We start from the raw sequence: 22,344 nt of genomic DNA on the forward strand, positions 1-22,344 counted from the left end.
CACGACGCGCGCCCGGCGCGGCCCGGACCGGGGGATCAGGCGTGCGTGGGGTGCTCGTGCTCGGGGTGGGTCTCGGGCTCGACCTGGAACGTGGAGTGCTCGACGGCCACGTCGAAGTGGGTGGCCACGCACTCCTGCAGCTCGTCGAGGATGCGGCCGGCGTGCCCGTCGGTGAAGCAGCCCGAGTCGACCACGACGTGCGCCGACAGGATCGGCAGGCCGGTGGCGATGAGGGACGCGTGCACGTCGTGCACGTCGCGCACGTGCTCCACCTTCAGCAGGTGCGAGCGCACCTCGTCGAGGTCCAGGCCGGGCGGGGTGGACTCCAGCAGCACCGAGCCGGCGGCCCGCAGCAGTTTCACCGCGCGCGGCAGGATGAGGGCCCCGATGAGGAGCGCGGCGACGGCGTCGGCCCGCTGCCAGCCGGTGGTGGCGATGACGATCGCGGCGACGATCACGCCCACCGACCCGAGCGCGTCGTTGAGCACCTCGAGGAACGCGGCCCGCAGGTTGAGGTTGGCGTCGCGGCGGCTCGCCAGGACCGCCATCGAGGCGAGGTTGCCCGCGAGGCCGATGACGCCGAAGACGACGAGCTGCGTGGACGGGATCTCCGGTGGCTCGGCGAGGCGCAGCACCGCCTCCACCAGCACGTACACCCCGACCACCAGCAGCACGGCCGCCTGCGCCAGCGCGGCCAGCACCTCGGCCCGCCGGTAGCCCCAGGTGCGCTGCGGCGACGCCGGCCGCAGGGACAGGTGCGCGGCGAACAGGGCCAGCGCGAGGCCGCCGGCGTCGGTGAGCATGTGGGCGGTGTCGACCAGCAGCGCGAGGCTGCCGGTGAGCCACGCGCCCACGGCCTGCGCCACGAGGATCGTGGCCGTGATGCCGAACGCGATCGCGAGGCGCCCGCGGTGGTCGGCGGCGACCTGCGCGTGGTCGTGGTCGTGGGTCACGCGGCGTCCTGGGAGCCGGTGGGCCCGTGGGCGGCGGGCGTCGCGCACGTGCAGTCCGGGCCGCAGCAGTCCGGGTCGACGACGAGCGCGAGCCGCAGCATGTCGCCGAGCGCGTGCGCGAGGTGCGGGTCGGACAGCCGGTACTCGGTGCGGCGCCCGTCCTGGCGCCCCACGACCAGGCCGCAGCCGCGCAGGCACGCGAGCTGGTTGCTCATCACCTGCTTGGAGACGCCCAGCGTCGCGGCGAGGTCGGAGGGGTAGGCGGGCGCGTCGCGCAGCGCGAGCAGGATGCGTGCGCGGGTGCCGTCCGACAGGGCGTGCCCGAGCCGCGCCAGCGCGGCGGTGTGGGTGAGCGTCACGGTCTCCATGAGCGCGACGGTACATGGTGTCGTGTACTCACGCCAGGCTGCCGCCGGACGACGAGGTGCCGAACAGGCGGTTGTGCACCTTCTGAGACGTCAGAAGGTGCACAACCGCCTGTTCGGCGGTGCTCGGTGGGGTCAGGCGATCGCGTCGAGGACGGCGAGGTCGTCGTCGGTGAGCCGCAGGGCCGCGGCGGCGACGTTCTGCTCCAGGTGCGCGACGCTCCCGGTGCCGGGGATGGCGAGGACGTGCGGCCCGCGGTGCAGGGTCCAGGCGAGCCGCACCTGGGTCGGCGTCGCGTCGTGCCGTGCGGCGACGGCGGCCACCTGCTCCGCGCCGGTCTCGTCCGGGGTGCCTCCGGGCACCGCCCCGGGAACGGCCGCTCCCATGGAGAAGAACGGCACGTACGCGATGCCGAGCTCGCCGCACCGGGCGAGGAGGCCGTCGTCGGCCCGCTCCGTGAGTCCGTACCGGTTCTGCACGCACACGACGGGCGTGATCTCCAGCGCCTCCTCGAGCTGCTCCGGCAGCACGTTGGAGACGCCGACGTGCCGCACCAGGCCCGCGTCGCGGAGCTCGGCGAGGGCGCCGACGTGCTCGGCCACCGACCCGGGCTCGCGCCCCAGGCCGGTGCCCCAGCGCAGGTTCACGACGTCCAGCTGGTCCAGTCCGAGCTGGCGGATGTTCTCCTCGACCTGGCTGCGCAGCTGGTCGGGCCGCGCGTACGGCTCGAAGGCGCCGTCGCGGGACTGGGAGGCGCCGATCTTCGTGGTGATCACCAGGTCGTCGGCGTAGGGCTGCAGGGCGGCCCCGATCAGCTCGTTCGCGGACCTCGCCGGGAAGAAGTAGAACGCGGCGGTGTCGACGTGGTTCACGCCCAGCTCGACGGCGCGGCGCAGCACGGCGATCGCGTCCTCGCGCGGTCGGGGGGTCGCGGACCCGAAGGAGCCGACGAGCCGCATGGCGCCGAGGCCGAGCCGGTTCACGGTGCGGTCGCCGAGCTGCCAGGTGCCGGCAGCGGCGGCGTCGGGAACGGCGGCGGACACCGTGGTGGGGGTGGTGGCGGTGGTGGTGGTGGAGGCTGTGGTCGAGGTCGTCATGCTGCCCAGCCTCGCCGCGGTCACGCCGGGACGGACGCGGATGGCAGCTTGTTGCCGCCCCTGGCAGGACCTTGCCACCCGGGTGCAGGATCGAGGGCATGCAGACCGGAGAGGCCGTCACGATCGTCCGGGGCGAGGAGGAGCTCCTCGCCCGCACCGCGCACCTGTTCGCCACCGCGACCGACGTGGCGTGCGCCGCCAACGACCTGTTCACCTGGCAGGCGGCGCACCGGGCGGAGGGGCTCGCGGCGGAACGTCCGCCGCGGGGCGCGGCGACCGTCCGCAAGGTCTACCGGTCCGGCGTCCTGCTCGACCCCGTCGCCACCCGGCACCTCAAGCTGCTGCGCGACCGGTACGGCGCGCAGGTACGCATCACCACCGACGAGATCAACGAGACGATCGTGCTGGACCGCCGGCTCGTGATCCTGGCGGGCGACCTCCAGGCCGGACGCCGCTCCTACAGCGTGATCACGCAGCCCGAGGCGGTGCAGGGCGTCACCTCGTTGTTCGACGCGGCCTGGCGGTCGGCGACCGACCTCGCCGTCTTCGACGCCGGCATCGCCGAGATCCGCGCGATCGCGCCCCAGGTGCTCGACCTGCTCGGTCAGGGCGTCAAGGACGAGACCGCCGCCCGTGCCATGGGGATGGGGGTGCGCACGTACCGTCGCCGCGTCGCCGAGCTGATGGCGGCCCTCGGCGCGGGCTCGCGGTTCCAGGCGGGCGTGCGGGCGCGGGAGCTCGGCCTGGTCTGAGCGGTCCTCAGCCGTGCCGGGTGGGCACGTAGACGAGCTCCTGGGTGCGGCCGTCGAGCGTGCGCGTCTCCACGAGCTCGAGGTCGAAGTCCGCGGCCCCGCGGAACAGCGGGTCGACGCCGGTCTGCCCGGTGATCACCGGGAACAGGGTCACCCGGAGCTCGTCGACCAGGCCCGCGGCCATCAGGGCCCGGTTGAGCGACAGGCTGCCGTGCGACCGCAGGGGCACGGGGGACTCCTGCTTGAGCCGGCCGACGACGTCGACCGCGTCGCCGGCGGCGACGGTCGCGCCCCCCGGCCACTCGAGGGGTTCGCGCAGGGTGCTCGACACCACGGTCGCGGGCGTACGGACCATGCGGGTGACCCACGGGTCGCGCACGTCGGAGTCGGCGGTGCCCGCGGCGAGCATCTGCACGAACGCCCGGTACGTGGTGGCGCCGAGGACCATCCGCTGCTCGGTGTCGAACAGGTGGAGCCGGTGCTCGAGCAGCTCGGGTCCCTGCTTGCCCCAGTAGCCGGTCCAGTCGCCGTGCGCGGCGCCGAACCCGTCCAGGCTGGAGAAGACGTCGAACGTGTAGGTCGTGGCCATGGTCAGCTCCTCGGTCGGCAGGCCGCCGCAGTTCTTGAACATGACTGTACGACTTCGGCGTCCTAGCCGCCCGGGCGCACGAGTCCCGTCTCGTAGGCCAGCACGACGAGCGCGGCGCGGTCGCGGGCGTCGAGCCGCGTGAGCAGCCGGCTGACGTACGTGCGCGCGGTGGCGGGGCTGAGGTACAGGTCGCGGGCGATCTCGTCGTTGGTCAGCCCGCGGCCCACCCGCACGAGCACCTCGCGCTCGCGCTCGGTGAGGCCGGCGACGGCGGCGTCGTCGAGCCGGCGTGGCGCGGCGGCGACGGCGCGCATCGCCGCGGCCGTGACGGCGGGGGACAGCAGCGAGTCGCCGGCGGCCACGGTGCGGATCGCGGCGCGCAGGTCGTCGGGGGAGACGTCCTTGAGGAGATAGCCGGCCGCGCCCGCGCGGATCGCCTCGACCACGTGCTCGTCCTCGTCGAACGTGGTGAGGACGAGCACGCGGACGTCCCGCAGCGCCGGGTCCTCGACGATCGCCCGCGTCGCCCCGATGCCGTCCAGGGCGGGCATCCGCACGTCCATCAGCACGACGTCGGGCCGCAGCTCGCGCACCCGCGACAGGCCGGCACGGCCGTCGGCCGCCTCGCCGACGACCGTGATGTCGCCGTCGAGCTCCGCCAGCGGTCGCAGCCCGGCGCGCACCAGCTCCTGGTCGTCGACCAGCACCACCCGGATCATGCGTCCAGCCTCGCCGGGAGGTCCGCGACGACGGCGAACCCGCCGCCCGGCGCGTCGCCCGCGGTGAGCCGGCCGCCCAGCAGGCCCGCGCGCTCGCGCATCCCGGCCAGCCCTGCCCCGGTGCCGGGGGCGGGACCGGTGCCGCGGCCGTCGTCGGTCACGGCCAGGCGGAGGCGTCCGTCGTCGACGTCCGCCTCGACCCGGACGTGCCGGGCGTCCGCGTGGCGCAGCACGTTGGTCAGCGCCTCCTGGGCGATGCGGTACGCGGCGGCGTCGATCGCGTCGCCCAGGGCGCCGGGCGCGACGGCGTCGACCACCTCGACGTCGACGCCCGCGGCCCGCACCGGTGCGACGAGGCCGTCGAGGCCCGCCAGGCCGAGGGCGCCGCGCGGCGCGGCGCCGGGCGCGGGCTCGCGCAGCACCTTCACCGTGGCCCGCAGCTCGTCGAGGGTGCCTGACGCCGCCTCCCGGACGCGGGCGAGCGCGTCGCGCGCGGCGACGTCGTCCCGCCCGACCGCCTCGTCCGCGACGCCGGCGTGCAGCGCCACCACGGACAGGTGGTGCCCGACGGTGTCGTGCAGGTCGCGGGCGATGCGCAGCCGCTCTGCCTGCAGCCGCTCCTGCGCGGCGTGCGCCTCCTGCTCCGCCGTGAGCTCGCGGACCAGCGCGGCGCGTTCACGGGCCTCGCGCGCCAGCCGGACGGCGACGCCGAGCGCGACCGCCGCCGCGGTGAGCGCGACGTTGGTGACCAGGTCGTAGGCCGTGAGCGCGGCGCTCGGGTCGACGTCGTCGCCGGTGACGCGGAACCAGGTGGCGACCGCGACGAGCACGACGCCGGTACCGGCCGCCCAGCCGGTCCGGCCGCGCTCCGCCGCCGCGTACAGCGCGGTGACCGCGGGCAGCACCATGCCGATCGGCGCGAAGCCGAGGGCGTAGTACGCGCACACGCCGAGGAACGTGAGCACGAGCATCGTGCGCGGGGCGACGCGGCGCAGCAGCACCAGCGCGCCGAACCCCACCGCGAACAGGTAGGCCGCCGCGCCGGCGTCGCCCTGGCCCGACGGGTCGGCCGCGATGACGACCGCGACGACGAGCGTCGACGCCAGCGCCAGGACGACGTCGGTCACCCACGGACTCGGCGGCGCCGTCACGGACGAGGTCATGCCGCCAGGCTAGGCGCCGCCACTGTTCGGCGGCGGGGTGGTCCGGGTCCGGTCAGGGTCGGTGTCGCCCCCGGGCGACAGCAGGAGACGCTCCCGGGCCGATGTGGCGCCCCCGGGCGACGGGGATCGTCGGGGCATGACCTCGAACCAGCACCTTCCCCAGCCCGCTCCCCAGCCCCGCCCCCAGCCCTCGGCGCCGCCCTCGACGACGGCGCCGCCGCGCGCCGGCATCTCCTGGCCGCTCGTCGCGGGGCTCGCGTCGATGGCGCTGCTCTGGCCGCTCACCGGGCTCACGGGCCTCGGCGGCACGGGCGCGCCGCGCGCGCTCGGCATCGTCGCGCTCACCGCCGTCGTGTGGATCGGGGTGGTCGGGTTCGGCCGCGTGCCCCGGCCGGTCGCGACCCTGACCCTGACGGGCCTCGCCTTCGGCGTCGTCGCCCTGCTCGTCTCGACCCTGTTCGGCGGCATGTCGGTCGGGTTCGGCGACGACGGCGCCCCGGCCTGGACGGCGCTCCCCGCCCTCGCGATGGACGCCGGCTGGGGCGCGCTCGCGGGCGTCGTCGCGCTCGGCGTCCAGAAGGCCCGCGGCGGCGCCCGATGACGACGCCGGCACGACGACCGACGCGCCGCGCGGTGCTGCGCGCGGCGGCGCTCGCCGCCGTCGTCCCCCTGGTGGCCTCGGGGTGCGGCGCGATCCCCGGCTCCGTGACGCCGGTGGACGAGCCGGCGTTCGACCGCGCGCTGCCGGTCCCGCCGCTCGCGGAGTCCGACGTGGTGGACGGCGTGCGGACGTTCCGCCTCACCGCGCAGGAGGGCACGGCCGAGCTGCTGCCCGGCACCCGGACCCCGACCTGGGGCTTCGACGGGCCGTACCTCGGCCCCACGCTCCGGGCGGAGCGGGGCGAGAAGGTGGCCGTCGAGGTGACCAACGACCTCGACGTCACGACCTCCGTGCACTGGCACGGCATGCACCTGCCCGCTGCGGTGGACGGCGGCCCGCACCAGCCCGTGGAGCCGGGCGCCACGTGGCGGCCCACCTGGCGGATCGACCAGCCCGCCGCGACGCTCTGGTACCACCCGCACCCGCACGGCGAGACGGAGGAGCACGTGTACCGCGGCCTGGCCGGGCTGTTCCTGCTCGACGACGACGCGTCGCGGGCCGCCGACCTGCCGCAGGAGTACGGCGTCGACGACGTCCCCGTCGTCGTGCAGGACAAGGTGCTCGACGACGCCGGGCGGCTCGTGCTGGAGGACGACGGCGGCGAGCCGGGCACGCTCGGCGGCACGGTCGTGACGAACGGCGTCGCGGGGGCGTACCAGCAGGTCACGACCGAGCGGCTGCGGCTGCGGCTGCTCAACGGGTCGACGGCCCGCACGTACTCCCTCGGGTTCGCGGACCGAGGGATGGACCTCGTCGCGACGGACGGCGGGCTCCTCGACGCCCCGGTGCGCCTCGACCGGGTGCGGCTCGCCCCGGGCGAGCGGGCGGAGGTGGTGGTCGCGATGTCGCCGGGCGAGACGACGCGGCTGCGCTCCGCGGAGACGGACCTGGGCAGCGTCGCCGCGCCGTTCGCGATGGGCGGCAACGACGCGTTCGACGTGCTGGAGCTGCGTGCCGCGGACGAGCTCGCGCCCTCGCCGGTGCCGTCGTGGGGGCCGTCGGAGCACGCCGCCGAGGACGCGCTGCACGAGGAGGACGCGACCGTGACCCGCACGTTCGACCTCGACGAGCGCACCATCAACGGCGAGCGCATGGACGCCGGGCGCATCGACGAGGTCGCGACCGTCGGCAGCACCGAGGTGTGGGAGGTGCGCAACACCATCCCCATGCCGCACAGCTTCCACGTGCACGACGTGCAGTTCCGCGTCCTCACGGTCGACGGCCAGGCGCCGCCGCCCGAGCTCGCGGGCCCGAAGGACACCGTCTACCTGGAGCCGCGCCGCACCTACCGGCTGCTGATGCGGTTCGAGGACTACACGGACGACGTGCTGCCGTACATGTACCACTGCCACATGCTGCTGCACGAGGACGAGGGGATGATGGGCCAGCTCCTCGTCGTCGAGCCGGGGTCCGACGCCGGGCCGGGGCCGTCGGCGGCGCTCTCGGGTCACGACGGCGGGCACGACGGCGGGCACGACGCCTCCGGTCCCGTGGTGGGCGACGGGTACGGGCCGCGGGGCGCGGCCGCGGCGCACGAGCACGGGTGACGTGCCACGCTGGCCGCGTGATCGCGCTGCTGTCGGCCCCGACGAACCTCGGCCTGCGCCCGCCGGCCCCGGGCAGGGCGCCGGGTACCTGGCGCGCGCCGGAGGCGCTGCGCGTGGCGGGCCTGCACCGGCGCCTGGAGGCGGCGGGGGCCGTCGACGCGGGCGTCGTCGAGCCGGCCCCGTACGTGGACGACGACGGCCGCCGCCCGCCCGGCACGATCCGCAACCAGGCGGCGGTCGTCGACCACGCGCGGCGTCTCGCGCGGCGGGTCGTGGAGCTGGTCGACGGCGGGCGGGCGCCGCTGGTGCTCGGCGGCGACTGCAGCCTGCTCGTCGGCGCCGGCCTCGCGCTGCGCTCGGTCGGGGCGGCACGGGGCGGCGGGCTGGTCCACGTGGACGGCCACACCGACTTCCGGCACCCGGGCAACAGCGACGCCTGGGGCAGCCTGGCGGGGGAGGACCTCGCGGCGGCCGTCGGGCTGCACGTGCCGGAGGTCGCGGACGTCGACGGGCTCGGGCCGTACGTCGACCCGGCCCGTGCGGTGCACGTGGGGTGCCGGGACGACGACGAGCACGCCGCCGAGGCGCGCGGGCTGCTGGCCGGCGTCGTCCCGGCCGCGGAGGTGGTCGACGCGGGCGGGGCGGCGGTCGCGGACCGGGTGCTGGCGGTCGACGGGATGCGGGACGGGTTCTGGCTCCAGCTCGACGTGGACGTGCTCGACCCGGCGTGGATGCCCGCCGTCGACAGCCCGGACCCCGGCGGGCTCGACCCGGACCAGCTCGTCGAGCTGCTGCGGCCGCTCGCCCCGTGGGCGGTGGGCGCGTCCGTCACGGTCTTCGACCCCGAGCTGGACCCGGACGGACGGTACGCCGCCACCGTCGCGGACGTCGTCGTGCGCGGCCTGGGCGCCCTGGGTTCGCGTCGCTGAGCAGCGCGAACGGGCTGGCGCACCGGTCGACGACGGTGCCAGGATCGCCGCATGCCCACCCTCCTGCCCGTGACGTTCGCGCCGTTCTCCGCCCCCGAGCAGCCGGCGCTGGAGGTACCCGCCGTGGGCGCCCGGCTGCGGCCGTGGCGGCCCGAGGACGCCCCGGCGGTGCGCGCCGTGTACGCCGACGACGCGATCCAGCGGTGGCACGTCCGCGTCCTGGGGTCGGACGACGAGGCGCGCGAGGTGCTCGACGGCTGGCGCGCCGGCTGGGCCGACGGGCGTGAGTCGAGCTGGGCGGTGGCGGACGCCGCCGCCGACGCCGTCGTCCTGGGCCGCATGGTCGTCAAGACGTTCGACCCGCACGGCGTGGGCGTCGTCGCGTACTGGACGGCCCCGGCGGCGCGCGGACGCGGGGTCGCGCCCGCCGCGCTCGACGTCGCCGCCGCGTGGGCGTTCGAGGCGGGCTTCCACCGGCTCGAGCTGGTGCACTCGATGGACAACGCGCCGTCGTGCCGTGTGGCCGAGAAGGCGGGGTTCGAGGCCGAGGGCGTGCTGCGGCAGTCCGTGCGGCACCTCGACGGCTGGCACGACATGCACGTGCACGCCCGGGTGGCGGGCTGACGCCCGCGGCGGACGCCGGGCGGGCGTGGGTGGGTCGTGGAAGCATCGCACCGTGACCAGCAGCGACGCGGACCGCCTGCGCGACCTCGCTCTGCTGCGTCGTGTGCGCGACCGGATGGACCGGGAGTTCGCGCAGCCGCTGGACGTCGAGGCGCTGGCCCGGGGCGTGCACATGTCGGCCGGGCACCTGAGCCGGCAGTTCAAGGCCGCGTTCGGGGAGTCGCCCTACAGCTACCTCATGACGCGGCGCATCGAGCGGGCGATGACGCTGCTGCGCCGGGGCGACCTGAGCGTCACCGAGGTGTGCTTCGAGGTGGGGTCGTCGTCGCTCGGCACGTTCAGCACGCGGTTCACGGAGCTGGTGGGGATGGCCCCCAGCGAGTACGCGCGGCGGGCCCGGTCGTCGGCGGCGGGGGAGCTGCCGTCGTGCGTCACGAAGCAGGCGACCCGACCGGTCAGGAATCGAGAAGCGCCGGCCGTGGACCTCCACCTAGCGTGAATTCCATGAGCGACATCGACATCACCATCCACACGACCTTCCTTCCGCACACCGACCCGGAGGCCTCCCTGGGCTTCTACCGCGACCTGCTCGGCTTCGAGCTGGTCCAGGACGTCGGGCAGGGCGAGATGCGCTGGCTGACGTTCGTCTCGCCGGCTCAGCCCGAGACCCGCCTCGTCCTCAACCCGCCCGCCGCCGACCCCGGCATCACCGAGGACGAGCAGCGCACCATCCGCGAGCTCATGGCCAAGGGCAGCTACCAGTCGATCATCCTCGGCACCAAGGACCTCGACGGCGTCTTCGCCAAGCTCCAGGCCGCCGACGCCGAGGTGGTCTCCGAGCCCACCGAGCAGCCGTGGGGCGTGCGCGACTGCGCGTTCCGCGACCCCGCGGGCAACATGGTCCGCATCGACCAGGTCGGGTGAGCGCCGTGACCCAGCAGACGACGAAGCGCCCGAAGGGCACCCCTGGACCGCTGTCCCTGTGGATCCAGCGGCAGGCCAACGCCAGCACCGCCAAGAAGATCCGCCGCAAGGGCGGGCAGATGATGGGCATGGAGCTGCTGGTCCTGCACACCGTCGGCCGCCGCACCGGCGAGGCCCGCGAGAACCCGCTGGCCTGGTTCGACGACGGCGCGGGCGGCCGGCTGGTCGTCGCGTCGGGCGGAGGCAGCCGGCACCCCGGCTGGTTCGCGAACCTCGTCGCGCACCCGGAGCAGGTCGCCGTCGAGCTGCACGGGTCGGGCACCACGCCGGTGACGGCGCACGTCCTCGACGACGCCGAGCGCGCCCGGGCGTGGCCGGCGATCGCGGCGGCCGCGCCGACCATCGACAAGCACCAGAGCACGAGCGACCGGCAGTACCCGGTCGTCCGCCTCGTCCCGGCCGGCGCCTGACGTGTGCGTCCCCGGGATCCCCCGCCTCACCCGGACGACCACCACCCGGGCCGACGGCAGCGAAGGAGTGGCCATGAGGTTCCGTGCCGTCGTCGAGCCCGCCCAGAAGATGCAGGGTCTGGAGGTGCCGCGGGAGGTCGTCGAGGCCCTCGGCGGCGGCGCCCGGCCACCGGTGACGATCACGGTGAACGGTCACACGTGGCGCAGCCGGGTCGCGATCATGCGGGGCCGGCACCTGCTCGGCCTGAGCCGGGCGAACCGGGAGGCCGCGGGCCTCGAGGTCGGCGCCGACGTGGAGGTCGAGCTGGCGCTCGACACCGCGCCGCGCGTCGTCGTCGAGCCCGACGACCTCGCCCGGGCGCTCGACGCCGACCCTGTTGCCCGTACGGCGTACGATGCCCTTCCGCCGGGCCGCCGGCGCCGCCTCGTGCTCGACGTCGACGGGGCCAAGCAGGCCTCGACACGCGCCCGCCGCATCGACAAGGCTCTTGCCGAGCTGCACGGCTGACGCCCGAGCGAAGGAGAACCCCTGGTGACCGTCACGGACCCCTCGACCACCGCCCCGTCGTACGGCACGACGGCGAGCGTCGTCGCGGTGCACGCGAGCGCCGTGCACGGTTTCAGCAAGCCGGCCCTCGACGGGGTGCTCCTCGTCGAAGGGGTGGGAGTCGAGGGCGACGTGCACGCCGGGGTCACCGTGCAGCACCGCAGCCGCGTCGCGAGGGACCCGTCGCAACCGAACCTGCGCCAGGTGCACCTCATCCACGCGGAGCTCTTCGACCTGCTCCGCGAGGCCGGCCACGCCGTGGCCCCCGGGGACCTGGGGGAGAACCTCACCACCCGCGGGATCGGCCTGCTGGCGCTGCCCGTGGGCACCCGGCTGACGATCGGGGCAGCCGTCGTGACCGTCACCGGGCTGCGCAACCCCTGCCGGCAGATCGACGACTTCCAGCCCGGCCTGCTCAAGCAGGTGCTGCGCCGCGGGGCCGACGGCGGGGTCGAGCGGCTCGCCGGGGTGATGGGGATCGTGTCGCGCGGCGGCACGGTCCGCCCCGGGGACGCGATCGGCGTCGAGCTGCCCGCCCCGCCGCACCTGCCGCTCACCCGCGTGTGACCCCACCCGAGGACAGCACGAGCACATCCACGGCGCACCCGAGCCGCCACGACCGAAGGAGCCCCCGGTGACCGCCACCGAGTCCCGCGCAGAGTCCCCCGCCACGACGTCCTCGTACGCCGCCGACGCGCACGACGTCATCCGCGTGCAGGGCGCCCGCGAGAACAACCTGCGCGCCGTGGACGTCGAGATCCCCAAGCGCCGCCTCTCCGTGTTCACGGGGGTGTCGGGCTCGGGCAAGAGCTCGCTGGTGTTCGCGACCATCGCCGCCGAGTCGCGGCGGCTCATCGACGAGACCTACTCGACGTTCGTGCAGGGCTTCATGCCGTCGCTGCCGCGCCCGGACGTCGACGTCCTGGAGGGCATCACCACCGCGATCCTGGTGGACCAGGAGCGGATGGGCGCCAACGTGCGGTCCACGGTCGGCACGGTCACCGACGCGAACGCCATGCTGCGCAACCTGTTCAGCCGCGTCGGCGAGCCGTACGTGGGCCCGCCGACGGCGTTCTCCTTCAACATCCCGACCTCGACGGCGAGCGGCGTGTTCAGCACGGGCAAGGCCGGGGGCGAGGTCGAGAAGAAGGTCGTGCGCAACCAGGTGTACCTGGGCGGCATGTGCCCGGAGTGCGAGGGCCGCGGCACCGTCTCCGACCTGGACCTGTCCGTCATCGTCGACGAGTCGCTGTCCCTGCGCGACGGCGCGATCCTCGTGCCCGGCTACAAGGCCGACGGCTGGATGGTGAAGGGCTTCTCGGAGTCGGGCTTCGTCGACGGCGACAAGCCGGTGCGCGACTACACGGAGGCCGAGCGCCACGACTTCCTCTACCGGGAGAAGGGCAAGGTCAAGGCGCTCGGGATGAACATGACCTACCAGGGCCTCATCCCCAAGCTGCGCGAGTCGCTGTTCAGCAAGGCGCCCGAGTCGCTGCAGCCGCACCTCCGGGCGTTCGTCGAGCGGGCCGCGGTGTTCGTGCCCTGCCCTTCCTGCGACGGCACCCGCCTCAACGAGTCCGCCCGGTCGGCGAAGGTCAACGGCGCCGGCATCGCCGACGTGTGCCGCATGCAGATCACCGACGCCGCCGAGTGGGCGCGGGGGATCGACGACCCGGGCGTCGCGCCCCTGGTCGGCGCCCTGCTGCACCTGTTCGACAAGTTCGTCGAGATCGGGCTGGGCTACCTGTCGCTCGAGCGGCCCGCGGGCACCCTGTCCGGCGGCGAGGCGCAGCGCACCAAGATGATCCGGCACCTCGGATCCGCGCTCACGGACGTCACCTACGTCTTCGACGAGCCGACCGTCGGCCTGCACCCGCACGACATCGAGCGGATGAACGGCCTGCTCCTGGAGCTGCGCGACAAGGGCAACACGGTGCTCGTCGTCGAGCACAAGCCGGAGGCGATCGCGATCGCCGACCACGTGATCGACCTCGGCCCGGGCGCCGGCACGGACGGCGGCACCATCTGCTTCGAGGGCACGCTCGAAGGCCTGCGTGCGAGCGGCACCCTCACGGGCCGGCACCTGGACGACCGGGTCAGCGTCAAGGAGTCGGTCCGGGAGCCGTCGGGCGCGCTGGAGATCCGCGGAGCGTCGCAGAACAACCTGCGCGACGTCGACGTCGACGTCCCGACCGGCGTCCTGACGGTGGTCACGGGCGTCGCGGGCTCCGGCAAGAGCTCGCTGATCCACGGCAACCTCGCCGGGCGCGAGGGCGTGGTCGTCGTCGACCAGGGCGCGATCAAGGGCTCGCGGCGCTCCAACCCCGCCACGTACACCGGGCTGCTGGAGCCGATCCGCAAGGCGTTCGCCAAGGCGAACGGCGTGAAGCCGGCCCTGTTCAGCGCGAACTCCGAGGGCGCGTGCCCCACCTGCAAGGGCAACGGCCGCATCTACACCGAGCTCGGCTTCATGGAGACCGTCGAGACGCCCTGCGAGGACTGCGGCGGCAAGCGGTTCATGGCGTCGGTGCTGGAGTACACCCTCGGCGGCAAGAACATCGCCGACGTGCTCGACCTGTCCGTCGCGCAGGCGCACGCCTTCTTCCGCGAGGGCGAGGCGAAGATCCCCGCCGCGCACAAGATCCTGGCCCACCTGGAGGACGTCGGGCTCGGGTACGTGAAGCTCGGCCAGCCCCTCAACACGCTGTCCGGCGGCGAGCGGCAGCGGCTCAAGCTCGCCATGCACATGGGCGAGAAGGGCGGCACGTACATCCTCGACGAGCCCACCACCGGCCTGCACCTGGCCGACGTGGCGAACCTGCTCGGCCTCCTCGACCGGCTCGTCGACGCCGGCAAGACCGTCATCGTCATCGAGCACCACCAGGCCGTCATGGCGCACGCCGACCGGATCATCGACCTCGGCCCCGGCGCCGGGCACGACGGCGGCACGGTCGTCTTCGAGGGCACGCCCGCCGACCTCGTGGCCGCCCGCTCCACCGTGACCGGCGAGCACCTCGCGGACTACGTCGGCGCCTGAGCCGGGACGGCGGGAGGGACGAGGATGGACCGCTTCGCGGGGCGCGTCGCGCTCGTGACGGGGGCCGCGCACGGCATCGGCGCCGCCGTCGTCCGCCGCCTGTCCGCCGAGGGGGCGACGGTGGTGCTGGCCGACGTCGACACGGCCGCGGCCGAGGAGACGGCGGCGGCCCTCGGGCCCGACGCGCGCGGGCGCACGCTCGTCGTGCCCTGCGACCTCACGGACCCGGCGTCCGTCGACGCGGCCGCGGCCGCCGCCGTCGCGCGGTGGGGCCGCCTCGACGCGCTGGTCAACGTGGCGGGCGGGGCGCTGCCGCACCCGGACCAGCTCGACGGCGGCACCGACGCCGACTGGGCGGCCACGGTCGACCTCAATCTCGCCGGGCCGGCGCGCGTCGTGCGCGCCGCCGCGCCGCACCTGACCCGGCCGGGCGGCGCCGTCGTGCTGGTCGGGTCGGTCAACGGCCTCGCGGCGTTCGGCGGCGACGCCTACTCGGCCGCGAAGGCGGGGCTGGGGGTGCTGGCGAAGAACCTCGCCGTGCGGCTCGGGCCGGACGGGGTGCGCGTGAACGTCGTCGCGCCCGCCACCGTCCGCACCCGCGTCTGGGACGACCAGGGCGGCCCCGACCGCCTCGCGCCGATGTACCCGCTCGGCCGCGTGGGCGAGCCGGAGGACGTGGCCGCCGCCGTCGCGTTCCTCGCGTCGGACGACGCCGCGTGGGTCACGGGCGTCACCCTGCCCGTGGACGGCGGCGTGCTCGTGGGGCCGCTCGCGACGTTCGGCCGCCTCGCCGACGAGACCTGAGGGCGCGCGCTATCGTGACGGGACGGCCTCAGGACCAGGACCACGAGGGGAGACGACGTGGGTGACGCCCTGCTCGTGCTGGCGCGCGACGTGTCGTCGTCGCTCGCGGTCCTGCTCGGCACGCCGACGCTGACGACCCTGCTCCTCCTGGTCGGTGCCGCCGGCCTGGCCGCGATGGCGCTGAGCTTCGTGGCTCGCGCGACGGCGGGCGGACCGCGTCTGCTGCCCGTGACCGCGCCGGTGGTGCGGCGCGACGGCGAGCTGCCGCCGCTGGTCGCCCAGAGCGATCCCCACGCCCCCGGCCGCCCGCGGCCCCGGGCTCCCGGCGTCCTCGCCGGCTGAGCTCCCCCCGGGCCATCCCCTGACCGTCCCCGCCGGGACGGCTCGACGTCGCGCGCCATGCGCGGCGACCCCGCACGCCCGCGGGGTGCTCGGCGAACGCGAACCCTTTCCGTTCGACCGAGGACGCACCCCCATGGATCTCTTCGCCCTGCCCCCTGTCGCCGCCGTGCTCGGTGGCGCGTACCACGCCCTGATGGGCCTGTCCCACCTGCTCGAACCCGCCCTCGGCGCCGGAGCCGCGGCGGCCGCCGTCGTCGCCGTGACGCTCGTCGTGCGGGCGGCCCTCGTCCCCGTCGGGGTCTCGCAGGCACGTGCCGAGCGCACGCGGGTGCGCCTGGCGCCCCGCGTCGCCGAGCTCCGACGCCGGCACCGCAAGGACCCCGAGGCGCTCCAGCGCGCCACGATGCAGCTCTACGCCGACGAGGGCACCACGCCCCTGGCCGGTTGCCTGCCGCTGCTGCTGCAGGCCCCGGTGGTCGGGGTGATCTACGCGGTGTTCGTCCACGCGGAGATCGCCGGCGGGGCCAACGCCCTGCTGGGCCACACCCTGTTCGGGGTGCCGCTCGGCAGCAGCCTCGTCGGAGTGCTCTCGGGTGGGGCGCCGGGCGTCGCCGCGGTCGTCGTCCTCGGCGCGCTCGTGCTCGCCGTCGCGCTCGTGGGCGAGCTGACGCGGCGCGCCGCGCTGCCCGGCGGCCCGCTCGCCGTGCCCTCGGCGACCCCGGCGTCGGTGGGGGCGCCGGGGATGCAGCGCGCGCTCGGCGCGCTCCAGTTCGTCACCGCCGCCGTCGCCTGCGTCGTCCCGCTCGCCGCGGGGCTGTACCTCCTGGTGACGGTGGTGTGGACCCTGGTCCAGCGGATCCTGCTGCGGCGTCGCTTCCCGCTCGACCCCGCGGCCCCGGGCGGGGGACCGGCGATACCGTGACGTCATGTGGCTCGAACGGCCGGGTTCGACCCCTGCGGTGCGCACGGTGTGGCGCGCGACCGTGGAGGAGCAGGGGGAGTACCTCGTCGCGGGCTCGGAGTACTGGGGCATCTCCTTCATCCGCCGCGCCGACGGGAGCCTCGGCGGTGAGCTCGACGGGCCGAGCCTGAGCGCCCGCAGCACGACGAGCGTCGTGGGGGAGAGCTACTGGGGCGTGGAGCTGGCGCCGTTCGTGGTGGTCGCGGGCCTCGACAAGCAGCCGGTGCTGGGGGCCACCGTCGACCTGCCGGTGCGCTCCGGGCAGGTCCGGCTCGGGGAGCGGTGGACGACGCTGCCGGCCTTCGACGAGCTCGAGGACTGGGTGGACGAGATGGTGCGGCTCGGCCCGCTGGGCGTGGACGACGGCGTGCGCGCGGCGCTCGACGGGCAGCGGGACGGCGCGTCGCCGCGCACCTGGCAACGCCGCTACCGGCGCACCGTCGGGCTGACGGCGGGGCAGGTGGAGCAGGTCAGACGGGCCGAGCGGGCGTACGCCCTCCTGCAGGGCGGCGTCGCGCCGGCGGAGGCGGCGGCGCGGGCCGGGTTCGCCGACCAGGCGCACCTGACCCGCAGCCTGCGCCTCATCCGCGGGCGGACCCCGGCGGCGGTGCTCGCGGCCGCCGCCCGCCGACGTCCCGCCGGGTGACGTTCTCGTTCAAGACCGGGCCCCGGCCGGCGCGGTGTGATGGCGGGGACGAAAGGAGCCACCATGGCCGTCCCCCCAGGATTCTCGACGATCAACCCGTTCATCATCAGCCGCGACGTCGAGAACCTCATCCTCTTCCTCGTCGACGTGTTCGACGGGGTCGAGCACCCCGACGCGCGGACCGTCGACCACGACGGGCTGCTGCTGCACGCCGAGCTCCAGATCGGCGGAACCACCGTCATGTTCGGCGAGCGCAAGCCCGGCTGGCCGTTCACCCCGTCCCTGCTGCAGGTCTACGTCGAGGACGTGGACACGGTGCTCCAGCGGGCGCGAGCCGGTGGCGCGGACGTCGTGACGGAGCCCACCGCGTTCTTCGGCGAGGTCTTCTCCCGCTTCGTCGACCCCTGGAACAACCTGTGGTGGGTCTACAGCACCCCGCAGGACGACGCCGCGGGCGGGTGGGAGGAGGCCGGCGACGGTGCCGAGACCGACGCCGAGAGCGATGCCGAGAGCGACGCCGAGTGGGAGCCGACGCCCGAGCTGACCTACATCCGCGACACCCTCGTCGCCACCCTGCCGCGCCTGCGGGACCCGGCCGCCTGAGTCGCGGTCACGTCCTCGCCCGCCGCCTCAGGGCCGGACGTAGACGCCGACCCGCGACGCGGGACGGAACCCGTGCGCCTCGTAGAACGCGGCCGCGGGGCCGTCCCGCATCGTCAGGAGGTACCAGTGCTCGACGTCGGGCAGGCGGTCCTCCAGGGCGGCCAGCAGCCGGGACCCACAGCCCTCGCGCTGACGGTCGGGCGCGACGCACATCTCCTTGACCAGCAGGTGGTCCTCGGGGCCGACCCGTTCACGGTGCCCGAGGACGAAGCCGACGACGGTCCCGTCGTCCGCGACCGCGCACACGCCCCTTGAGCGCGGCGTCGCCAGCAGGTCGCCGAGTCGTTGCGCGGCGTCCGCCTCCGTCCACTCCTCGTGCCACGGGGGTGCGGAGAACGTGCGGACGAAGAGCCGCGCGCAGTCCTCGAGACGGTCGGCGGTCAGGTCGTCGATCACCCGCGGAACATAGCAGCGCCGTCGGGGGCGGCGGTCACGTCCTCGTCCGTCGTCTCGTCGGGGGTGCAGGACGCGCCGTCGGGGCGCGGCGACGGAGGAGGACGGCATGGCACGCATCCTGGTCACCGGTGGCACAGGGCACCTCGGCAGGCTGGTGGTGCCGCGGCTGGTGCGGACGGGCGCGGACGTGCGGGTGGTCAGCCGCAGCCCGCACCCGGAGGGCGACGGCGTGCGGTACGTCGTCGCGGACTGGACGACGGGAGAGGGGCTGGCGCAGGCGGTGGGCGACGCCGAGGTGGTCGTGCACCTCGCCGGCGACCAGCTCCACAACGAGCCGATGGCGCGGGCCCTGGTCCGGGCGGTCCGGGACGCCGGGACGGAACCCCACCTGGTCAACGTGTCGGTGGTGGGCGCGGAGAAGGTGCCGGTGAGGTCCGGCTTCGACCGCCGCGCGCTCGGATACATGGAGAGCAAGCTGGCCCAGGAGGGGGTGCTGGAGGAGTCCGGGATCCCGTGGTCCAACCTGCGCGCCACCCAGTTCCACGAGCTGGTGCTCATCGCGGCCCGGGCGCTCGCGAAGCTGCCGGTGGTGCCCACGCCGTCCGGCTGGCGGGCGCAGCCGATCGCGGCCGACGAGGTCGCGGCGCGCCTGGTGGAGCTGGCGCTCGGCGACCCGCAGGGCCGCGTGCCCGACGTCGCCGGGCCGGAGGTGCTCACGTTCCGCGGGATGGTGCGGGACTACCTCGACGCGGTCGGGTCGCGGCGCCCCACGATGCCGGTCCGCGTGCCGGGCGCGGCGTCGCGGGCGTACGCGGCGGGCGGCAACCTCGCGCCCGACCGTGCGGTCGGCAAGCAGACGTGGGGCGAGTTCCTCGCGGAGCACATCGAGCGACGCTGAGCGGTGCCGGGCTCAGAGGTCGACGCGCATCACCGCGCGCCGCGGCGTCGGGCGGCTGACCTCGCGGAATCCGGCGGCCTCGAACACCGACGCCACCCCCACGAACAGCGTGCCCGTGTCGTCCGCGCGACCCGGCTCGACCACGATGGGATAGCCCTCCACGGCGCGCGCCCCGCGGGAGCGCGCATGCTCCACCGCAGCGGTCGTGAGCGCCGCGCTGATCCCGCGGCGGCGGTACCCGGCCCGGGTGACGAAGCAGACCACGGCCCACACGCCGTCATCGTCCTTGTCCTCGTCGCGGCCGGACCACGGCACGCGCGCGGTGCGCAGCCGGGCGTACGCGGTGCGGGGCTCGACGGCGCACCAGCCGGCCGGCTCGCCGTCCAGCCAGGCGACGAGGCCGCTCGTCGTGGCGGCGCCGGGCTCCCCGCAGCGGGTGTCCCGGCGCAGCTCCTCGGCGCGCTCCTCGCGCGTCGTCTCCAGCCACCGCGAGCCGGGCGTCTGGTACCACCGGCACTGGCAGCGTGCCCCCTCGCCGCGCGGGCCGAGCACGGTCTGCAGGTCGTCCCACGACGCCTCGTTCGCCGGGCGGACCACGATGTCGGACGTCATCGCCCCATCGTGCCCCGCCCGGCCCTACCGAGCGCGGGCGGACCGAGGTTCAATGCGGCCATGACGGCGGGCACGGGCGACCGCGAGGACTTCCTCGACTGGTTCCGCACGACGTGGCGGGCGGCGGAGTCGGCGCTGCACGACGGCGACGCCCGCCCCCGCGACCGCACCTGGTCCCGCCGCCCGCCGGTGACCCTCTTCGGCGCCTGGATGGAGGCCGACGGCCCCGAGGAGGTACGGGAGGTGTTCGCGCGGCTGGCCGCGTCGTTCTCGGACGTGGCGTCCGCCGAGGTCGACCTCGTCGCCGCCGACGTCGGCGGCGACCTGGCCTACACGGTGCACCGGGAGGTCACGTCGACGTCGGTCGACGGCCGCCCGCGCGACTACGTGCTGCGGGTGACCCAGGTCTACCGCCGGGAGGCCGCCGGCTGGAAGGTGGTGCACCGGCACGCCGACGGCGGGCCGACGCGCGAGGCGCGACGACCCGCCGAGGGGTGAGGCTCAGCTCCCGGCGACCCGGAGCGACCGCACGATGCTGCCGAACCGCTCCCGCGAGTCCGCGCCGCGGGGGCCGCTGTACGACAGCACCACCGTGTCGTCGCCGGTGCGCAGCTCCACCGTCGCCAGGAAGCGGGGCGTCCCGTCCGTCGTGACGTCGTCGCCCTGCTGGATCACGGCGCCGCCGTCCGCTCCCGGCACGTCGTACCGGAACCCGTACGAGGGCTCCTCCTCGACGGCCGCCGGCGCGCGCGTGCCGACGGTGAGGGTCTCCGCGCCGCCCTCGGAGCCCCAGCCGGCGCCGTCGGGGGTCTCGACCGGGGCCCATCCGCGGGGCAGGTCGAGGCGGACGTCGCCCCGCTCCACCGTGTGCCAGCCGTCGGGGACGGCCGTCGTCGGGAGCTGCGGCAGGTCGTCCGGACCGGGCACCTGGGCCCCGGCGGCGAACCCGAGCGTGCCCAGCAGCCGGCGGGCCAGCTCGCGCCCGTCCGGGGTGGCGGGCGCCTCGACGGTCACGACGTACCCGCGACCGCCCTCGTGCCGCAGGTACGCGGTGGTGCGGTCCGTGCCGTCCTCGGCCCGCGACCCGACCTGGACCACGTCCGCCCCGTCGAGCGAGAACGTGGACGCCGGGTCGAGCGGCGACGGCGCGATCGAGCCGGGCCACCCCGCGGCTCCGGTGGCCTGGCGGATCGTGAGGCCGGCCGTCCCGTCGGCGCTGGCGGACCGGACGGTCGCCCCGGCGGGGTAGGCGTCGGCGACCTCCCGGTCGGAGGCCCAGCCGGGCGGCACCGCGTACCCGAGGCCGACGAACTCCGCGCTCTCCCAGCCTTCCGGGACGCCGGCGGCGTACCCCTCGAGGGGCTGCAGGGCGGCGGCCGCCCCCTCCGGGGCCGGCAGGGAGCCGGGGTCCTCGTCCACCGACACCGAGCCCACCAGGTCGGCGAACACCTCGTCGGCCTCGGCGCCGTCCACCCAGACCAGGCTCACCTGCACCACGTCGCCCGACTCCAGGGTCACCTGGAGCCGCCCGACGAAGTCCTGGTCGGACGACGGGTCGTCGCCGTGGTCCTCGGTGACGTACCGGGCCGACTCCGCGCCCGGGACCCTGACGTCCGTCGGCGTGAGCCCCGAGCCCGGCGGCACGAGCGGCATGCCCGCGGACTGCTCCACCTGCACGAAGTCCCCGCCCTCGTCGGCCGGGCCCTGCTCCCAGACGCCGTCGACGCTCGGCTCGAGCCCGGGCGGCACGGCGAGCCGCACGCCGCCGACGGCGACGGGCGTCCAGCCCGCCGGCACGTCCTGGGACGCCGGGCTCACGACGCCGTCCGGCGACGTGCCCTGCCACACGCCCGCGACGGCGCCCACGGCGGCGAGCGCACCGACGCCTGTCAGGGCGGCGCGCCGCGCCCGCACCCGGCGGACGGCGCGGCGGCCCATCGCCGCACCGTCGAGCGCGGCGACCGGCTCGACCCGGTCGGCCGCGTGCCGGAGCTCGGTCACGAAATCGTCCTGGAGGGTCATCGGACCGTCCCCTTCCTCGTCGGTGCCGGTGTGTTGTCGTGGGTGCCGTCGGCGGCCAGCAGCTCGCGCAGCCTCGCCAGGCCGCGGGACCCGCTCGACTTCACCGAGCCGGTCGAGATCCCCAGCTCGTCCGCGGTCTGCGCCTCCGAGCGGTCGAGCAGGTGGCGCAGGACGACGACGCGCCGCTGCGCCTCGGGGAGCTGCCGCAGCGCGCGGACGAGGCGGTCGCGGTCGACCACCGTCCGGGTCGCGTCCGGCACGGGCGCGGGGCGCAGGTCGGCGGGGTCGGAGAGCACGTCGTGGCGGGTGCGTCGCCACCCGTCGATGCGGGCCGTGGCGATCACGCGGCGCGCGTACGCGAAGGGGTCGCCGTCCTCGATCCGCCCCCAGGCCCGGTAGGTCCGTTCCAGCGCGAGCTGGACCAGGTCGCCCGCGCGGTGCTCGTCCCCGCACAGGAGGTACGCGATCCGGGAGAGCGCGGGGGTGCTGGCCGCGGCGAACGCCGTGAAGCGGTCCGCCGGGGTCTCGCCCGCCGCCACGACCCGGAAGGGTTCGGCCCTCGTCTCGGCGACGAGCGGCACGGCGCCGTCGGCCGTCATGGGTGCTGCCTGTCTCGTGTGTT

The 22,344-nt window shown here is 75.6% G+C and carries 28 protein-coding genes; 18 read left to right on the forward strand and 10 right to left on the reverse strand.

Annotated features, from left to right (window positions below):
- Positions 1-35 precede the first annotated feature (35 nt).
- The 3 genes from ACFVS0_RS18990 to ACFVS0_RS19000 form a co-directional block, all read right to left on the reverse strand.
- Positions 36-953, reverse strand: a complete 918-nt coding sequence (locus ACFVS0_RS18990) for a cation diffusion facilitator family transporter (RefSeq protein WP_430549185.1) — start codon at positions 951-953, stop codon at positions 36-38.
- On the reverse strand, positions 950-1,321 hold the full coding sequence (locus ACFVS0_RS18995; RefSeq protein WP_430549184.1) for an ArsR/SmtB family transcription factor: 372 nt from the start codon (positions 1,319-1,321) through the stop codon (positions 950-952). The genes ACFVS0_RS18990 and ACFVS0_RS18995 overlap by 4 nt, the downstream gene beginning before the upstream one ends.
- Positions 1,322-1,453: 132 nt before the next feature.
- Positions 1,454-2,416, reverse strand: coding sequence for an oxidoreductase (locus ACFVS0_RS19000; RefSeq protein WP_430588836.1), 963 nt, complete (start codon positions 2,414-2,416; stop codon positions 1,454-1,456).
- 98 nt (positions 2,417-2,514) lie between these two features.
- Here ACFVS0_RS19000 and ACFVS0_RS19005 point away from each other — a divergent pair, with 98 nt between their 5' ends.
- Complete coding sequence (locus ACFVS0_RS19005) at positions 2,515-3,168, forward strand: DNA-binding response regulator (protein WP_430564709.1); 654 nt, start codon at positions 2,515-2,517, stop codon at positions 3,166-3,168.
- 7 nt (positions 3,169-3,175) lie between these two features.
- Here ACFVS0_RS19005 and ACFVS0_RS19010 read toward each other — a convergent pair whose 3' ends face one another.
- The 3 genes from ACFVS0_RS19010 to ACFVS0_RS19020 form a co-directional block, all read right to left on the reverse strand.
- Entirely contained in the window at positions 3,176-3,757 is a 582-nt protein-coding gene (locus ACFVS0_RS19010) for a dihydrofolate reductase family protein (protein WP_430549181.1), read from the reverse strand.
- Between the two features lie 62 nt (positions 3,758-3,819).
- A complete protein-coding gene (locus ACFVS0_RS19015) occupies positions 3,820-4,476 on the reverse strand; it encodes a response regulator (protein WP_430549180.1) in 657 nt (218 codons plus the stop codon).
- The gene (locus ACFVS0_RS19020) at positions 4,473-5,639 is read right to left on the reverse strand and encodes a sensor histidine kinase (RefSeq protein WP_430564707.1); all 1,167 of its coding nucleotides are present in this window, start codon (positions 5,637-5,639) and stop codon (positions 4,473-4,475) included. The genes ACFVS0_RS19015 and ACFVS0_RS19020 overlap by 4 nt, the downstream gene beginning before the upstream one ends.
- Before the next feature lie 136 nt (positions 5,640-5,775).
- Here ACFVS0_RS19020 and ACFVS0_RS19025 point away from each other — a divergent pair, with 136 nt between their 5' ends.
- The 15 genes from ACFVS0_RS19025 to ACFVS0_RS19095 all read left to right on the forward strand — a co-directional run bounded on the left by ACFVS0_RS19025 (position 5,776) and on the right by ACFVS0_RS19095 (position 17,734).
- A complete protein-coding gene (locus tag ACFVS0_RS19025; RefSeq protein ID WP_430588837.1) occupies positions 5,776-6,240 on the forward strand; it encodes a hypothetical protein in 465 nt (154 codons plus the stop codon).
- Positions 6,237-7,847, forward strand: coding sequence for a multicopper oxidase family protein (locus tag ACFVS0_RS19030; protein ID WP_430588838.1), 1,611 nt, complete (start codon positions 6,237-6,239; stop codon positions 7,845-7,847). Before ACFVS0_RS19025 ends, ACFVS0_RS19030 begins: the two co-directional genes overlap by 4 nt.
- A 17-nt stretch (positions 7,848-7,864) precedes the next feature.
- Positions 7,865-8,776: an arginase family protein gene (locus ACFVS0_RS19035; RefSeq protein WP_430588839.1), complete on the forward strand. Its 912-nt coding sequence runs from the start codon at positions 7,865-7,867 to the stop codon at positions 8,774-8,776.
- A gap of 51 nt (positions 8,777-8,827) precedes the next feature.
- Entirely contained in the window at positions 8,828-9,400 is a 573-nt protein-coding gene (locus ACFVS0_RS19040) for a GNAT family N-acetyltransferase (protein WP_430549175.1), read from the forward strand.
- Between the two features lie 52 nt (positions 9,401-9,452).
- Positions 9,453-9,899, forward strand: a complete 447-nt coding sequence (locus ACFVS0_RS19045) for a helix-turn-helix transcriptional regulator (RefSeq protein ID WP_430549174.1) — start codon at positions 9,453-9,455, stop codon at positions 9,897-9,899.
- A gap of 14 nt (positions 9,900-9,913) precedes the next feature.
- On the forward strand, positions 9,914-10,324 hold the full coding sequence (locus ACFVS0_RS19050; protein WP_429763216.1) for a VOC family protein: 411 nt from the start codon (positions 9,914-9,916) through the stop codon (positions 10,322-10,324).
- A 5-nt stretch (positions 10,325-10,329) separates the two neighbouring features.
- Positions 10,330-10,794, forward strand: coding sequence for a nitroreductase family deazaflavin-dependent oxidoreductase (locus ACFVS0_RS19055; protein WP_430588840.1), 465 nt, complete (start codon positions 10,330-10,332; stop codon positions 10,792-10,794).
- Between the two features lie 73 nt (positions 10,795-10,867).
- The gene (locus ACFVS0_RS19060; protein ID WP_430588841.1) at positions 10,868-11,302 is read left to right on the forward strand and encodes a YdeI/OmpD-associated family protein; all 435 of its coding nucleotides are present in this window, start codon (positions 10,868-10,870) and stop codon (positions 11,300-11,302) included.
- A 24-nt stretch (positions 11,303-11,326) separates the two neighbouring features.
- Complete coding sequence (locus ACFVS0_RS19065; RefSeq protein WP_430588842.1) at positions 11,327-11,908, forward strand: MOSC domain-containing protein; 582 nt, start codon at positions 11,327-11,329, stop codon at positions 11,906-11,908.
- Between the two features lie 67 nt (positions 11,909-11,975).
- Positions 11,976-14,378, forward strand: a complete 2,403-nt coding sequence (locus ACFVS0_RS19070) for an ATP-binding cassette domain-containing protein (protein WP_430549170.1) — start codon at positions 11,976-11,978, stop codon at positions 14,376-14,378.
- Positions 14,379-14,402: 24 nt separating this feature from the next.
- The gene (locus ACFVS0_RS19075; protein WP_430588843.1) at positions 14,403-15,182 is read left to right on the forward strand and encodes an SDR family NAD(P)-dependent oxidoreductase; all 780 of its coding nucleotides are present in this window, start codon (positions 14,403-14,405) and stop codon (positions 15,180-15,182) included.
- A 57-nt stretch (positions 15,183-15,239) separates the two neighbouring features.
- Complete coding sequence (locus ACFVS0_RS19080) at positions 15,240-15,524, forward strand: DUF6412 domain-containing protein (RefSeq protein WP_430588844.1); 285 nt, start codon at positions 15,240-15,242, stop codon at positions 15,522-15,524.
- A 133-nt stretch (positions 15,525-15,657) separates the two neighbouring features.
- The gene (locus tag ACFVS0_RS19085) at positions 15,658-16,446 is read left to right on the forward strand and encodes a YidC/Oxa1 family membrane protein insertase (RefSeq protein ID WP_430588845.1); all 789 of its coding nucleotides are present in this window, start codon (positions 15,658-15,660) and stop codon (positions 16,444-16,446) included.
- Positions 16,447-16,450: 4 nt separating this feature from the next.
- The gene (locus tag ACFVS0_RS19090) at positions 16,451-17,131 is read left to right on the forward strand and encodes a helix-turn-helix domain-containing protein (protein ID WP_430564698.1); all 681 of its coding nucleotides are present in this window, start codon (positions 16,451-16,453) and stop codon (positions 17,129-17,131) included.
- A 63-nt stretch (positions 17,132-17,194) separates the two neighbouring features.
- Positions 17,195-17,734 carry a VOC family protein gene (locus tag ACFVS0_RS19095; RefSeq protein ID WP_430588846.1) on the forward strand — a complete coding sequence of 180 codons (540 nt, stop codon included), beginning with the start codon at positions 17,195-17,197 and terminating at the stop codon, positions 17,732-17,734.
- Between the two features lie 27 nt (positions 17,735-17,761).
- Here ACFVS0_RS19095 and ACFVS0_RS19100 read toward each other — a convergent pair whose 3' ends face one another.
- Positions 17,762-18,190: a GNAT family N-acetyltransferase gene (locus tag ACFVS0_RS19100; RefSeq protein ID WP_430588847.1), complete on the reverse strand. Its 429-nt coding sequence runs from the start codon at positions 18,188-18,190 to the stop codon at positions 17,762-17,764.
- Between the two features lie 106 nt (positions 18,191-18,296).
- On the opposite strand from ACFVS0_RS19100, the gene ACFVS0_RS19105 reads away from it, so the two are divergent.
- Entirely contained in the window at positions 18,297-19,088 is a 792-nt protein-coding gene (locus tag ACFVS0_RS19105) for an SDR family oxidoreductase (protein WP_430588848.1), read from the forward strand.
- 12 nt (positions 19,089-19,100) lie between these two features.
- Here the strand turns inward: ACFVS0_RS19105 and ACFVS0_RS19110 are convergent, their stop codons facing one another.
- Positions 19,101-19,700 carry a GNAT family N-acetyltransferase gene (locus ACFVS0_RS19110; RefSeq protein ID WP_430588849.1) on the reverse strand — a complete coding sequence of 200 codons (600 nt, stop codon included), beginning with the start codon at positions 19,698-19,700 and terminating at the stop codon, positions 19,101-19,103.
- A 60-nt stretch (positions 19,701-19,760) separates the two neighbouring features.
- On the opposite strand from ACFVS0_RS19110, the gene ACFVS0_RS19115 reads away from it, so the two are divergent.
- Complete coding sequence (locus ACFVS0_RS19115) at positions 19,761-20,198, forward strand: YybH family protein (RefSeq protein WP_430549161.1); 438 nt, start codon at positions 19,761-19,763, stop codon at positions 20,196-20,198.
- 3 nt (positions 20,199-20,201) lie between these two features.
- On the opposite strand, the gene ACFVS0_RS19120 is transcribed toward ACFVS0_RS19115, so the two are convergent.
- Together ACFVS0_RS19120 and ACFVS0_RS19125 are read right to left on the reverse strand one after the other, a co-directional pair.
- Positions 20,202-21,722: a hypothetical protein gene (locus ACFVS0_RS19120; protein WP_430588850.1), complete on the reverse strand. Its 1,521-nt coding sequence runs from the start codon at positions 21,720-21,722 to the stop codon at positions 20,202-20,204.
- Positions 21,719-22,321, reverse strand: coding sequence for a SigE family RNA polymerase sigma factor (locus ACFVS0_RS19125; RefSeq protein WP_430564692.1), 603 nt, complete (start codon positions 22,319-22,321; stop codon positions 21,719-21,721). The genes ACFVS0_RS19120 and ACFVS0_RS19125 overlap by 4 nt, the downstream gene beginning before the upstream one ends.
- Positions 22,322-22,344 lie beyond the last annotated feature (23 nt).

It is taken from the genome of Isoptericola sp. NPDC058082 (assembly GCF_042885055.1).
Lineage (GTDB): Bacteria > Actinomycetota > Actinomycetes > Actinomycetales > Cellulomonadaceae > Isoptericola.

Coding starts and splice junctions, on each gene's coding strand:
- ACFVS0_RS19060 (WP_430588841.1), top strand. CDS start 10,868: ATGAGGTTCCGTGCCGTCGTCGAGCCCGCCCAGAAGATGCAGGGTCTG.
- ACFVS0_RS19095 (WP_430588846.1), top strand. CDS start 17,195: ATGGCCGTCCCCCCAGGATTCTCGACGATCAACCCGTTCATCATCAGC.
- ACFVS0_RS19010 (WP_430549181.1), bottom strand. CDS start 3,757: ATGGCCACGACCTACACGTTCGACGTCTTCTCCAGCCTGGACGGGTTC.
- ACFVS0_RS19025 (WP_430588837.1), top strand. CDS start 5,776: ATGACCTCGAACCAGCACCTTCCCCAGCCCGCTCCCCAGCCCCGCCCC.
- ACFVS0_RS19120 (WP_430588850.1), bottom strand. CDS start 21,722: ATGACCCTCCAGGACGATTTCGTGACCGAGCTCCGGCACGCGGCCGAC.
- ACFVS0_RS19085 (WP_430588845.1), top strand. CDS start 15,658: ATGGATCTCTTCGCCCTGCCCCCTGTCGCCGCCGTGCTCGGTGGCGCG.
- ACFVS0_RS19005 (WP_430564709.1), top strand. CDS start 2,515: ATGCAGACCGGAGAGGCCGTCACGATCGTCCGGGGCGAGGAGGAGCTC.
- ACFVS0_RS19115 (WP_430549161.1), top strand. CDS start 19,761: ATGACGGCGGGCACGGGCGACCGCGAGGACTTCCTCGACTGGTTCCGC.
- ACFVS0_RS19105 (WP_430588848.1), top strand. CDS start 18,297: ATGGCACGCATCCTGGTCACCGGTGGCACAGGGCACCTCGGCAGGCTG.
- ACFVS0_RS19000 (WP_430588836.1), bottom strand. CDS start 2,416: ATGACGACCTCGACCACAGCCTCCACCACCACCACCGCCACCACCCCC.
- ACFVS0_RS19020 (WP_430564707.1), bottom strand. CDS start 5,639: ATGACCTCGTCCGTGACGGCGCCGCCGAGTCCGTGGGTGACCGACGTC.
- ACFVS0_RS19110 (WP_430588849.1), bottom strand. CDS start 19,700: ATGACGTCCGACATCGTGGTCCGCCCGGCGAACGAGGCGTCGTGGGAC.
- ACFVS0_RS19030 (WP_430588838.1), top strand. CDS start 6,237: ATGACGACGCCGGCACGACGACCGACGCGCCGCGCGGTGCTGCGCGCG.
- ACFVS0_RS19125 (WP_430564692.1), bottom strand. CDS start 22,321: ATGACGGCCGACGGCGCCGTGCCGCTCGTCGCCGAGACGAGGGCCGAA.
- ACFVS0_RS19090 (WP_430564698.1), top strand. CDS start 16,451: ATGTGGCTCGAACGGCCGGGTTCGACCCCTGCGGTGCGCACGGTGTGG.
- ACFVS0_RS19015 (WP_430549180.1), bottom strand. CDS start 4,476: ATGATCCGGGTGGTGCTGGTCGACGACCAGGAGCTGGTGCGCGCCGGG.
- ACFVS0_RS18995 (WP_430549184.1), bottom strand. CDS start 1,321: ATGGAGACCGTGACGCTCACCCACACCGCCGCGCTGGCGCGGCTCGGG.
- ACFVS0_RS19075 (WP_430588843.1), top strand. CDS start 14,403: ATGGACCGCTTCGCGGGGCGCGTCGCGCTCGTGACGGGGGCCGCGCAC.
- ACFVS0_RS19040 (WP_430549175.1), top strand. CDS start 8,828: ATGCCCACCCTCCTGCCCGTGACGTTCGCGCCGTTCTCCGCCCCCGAG.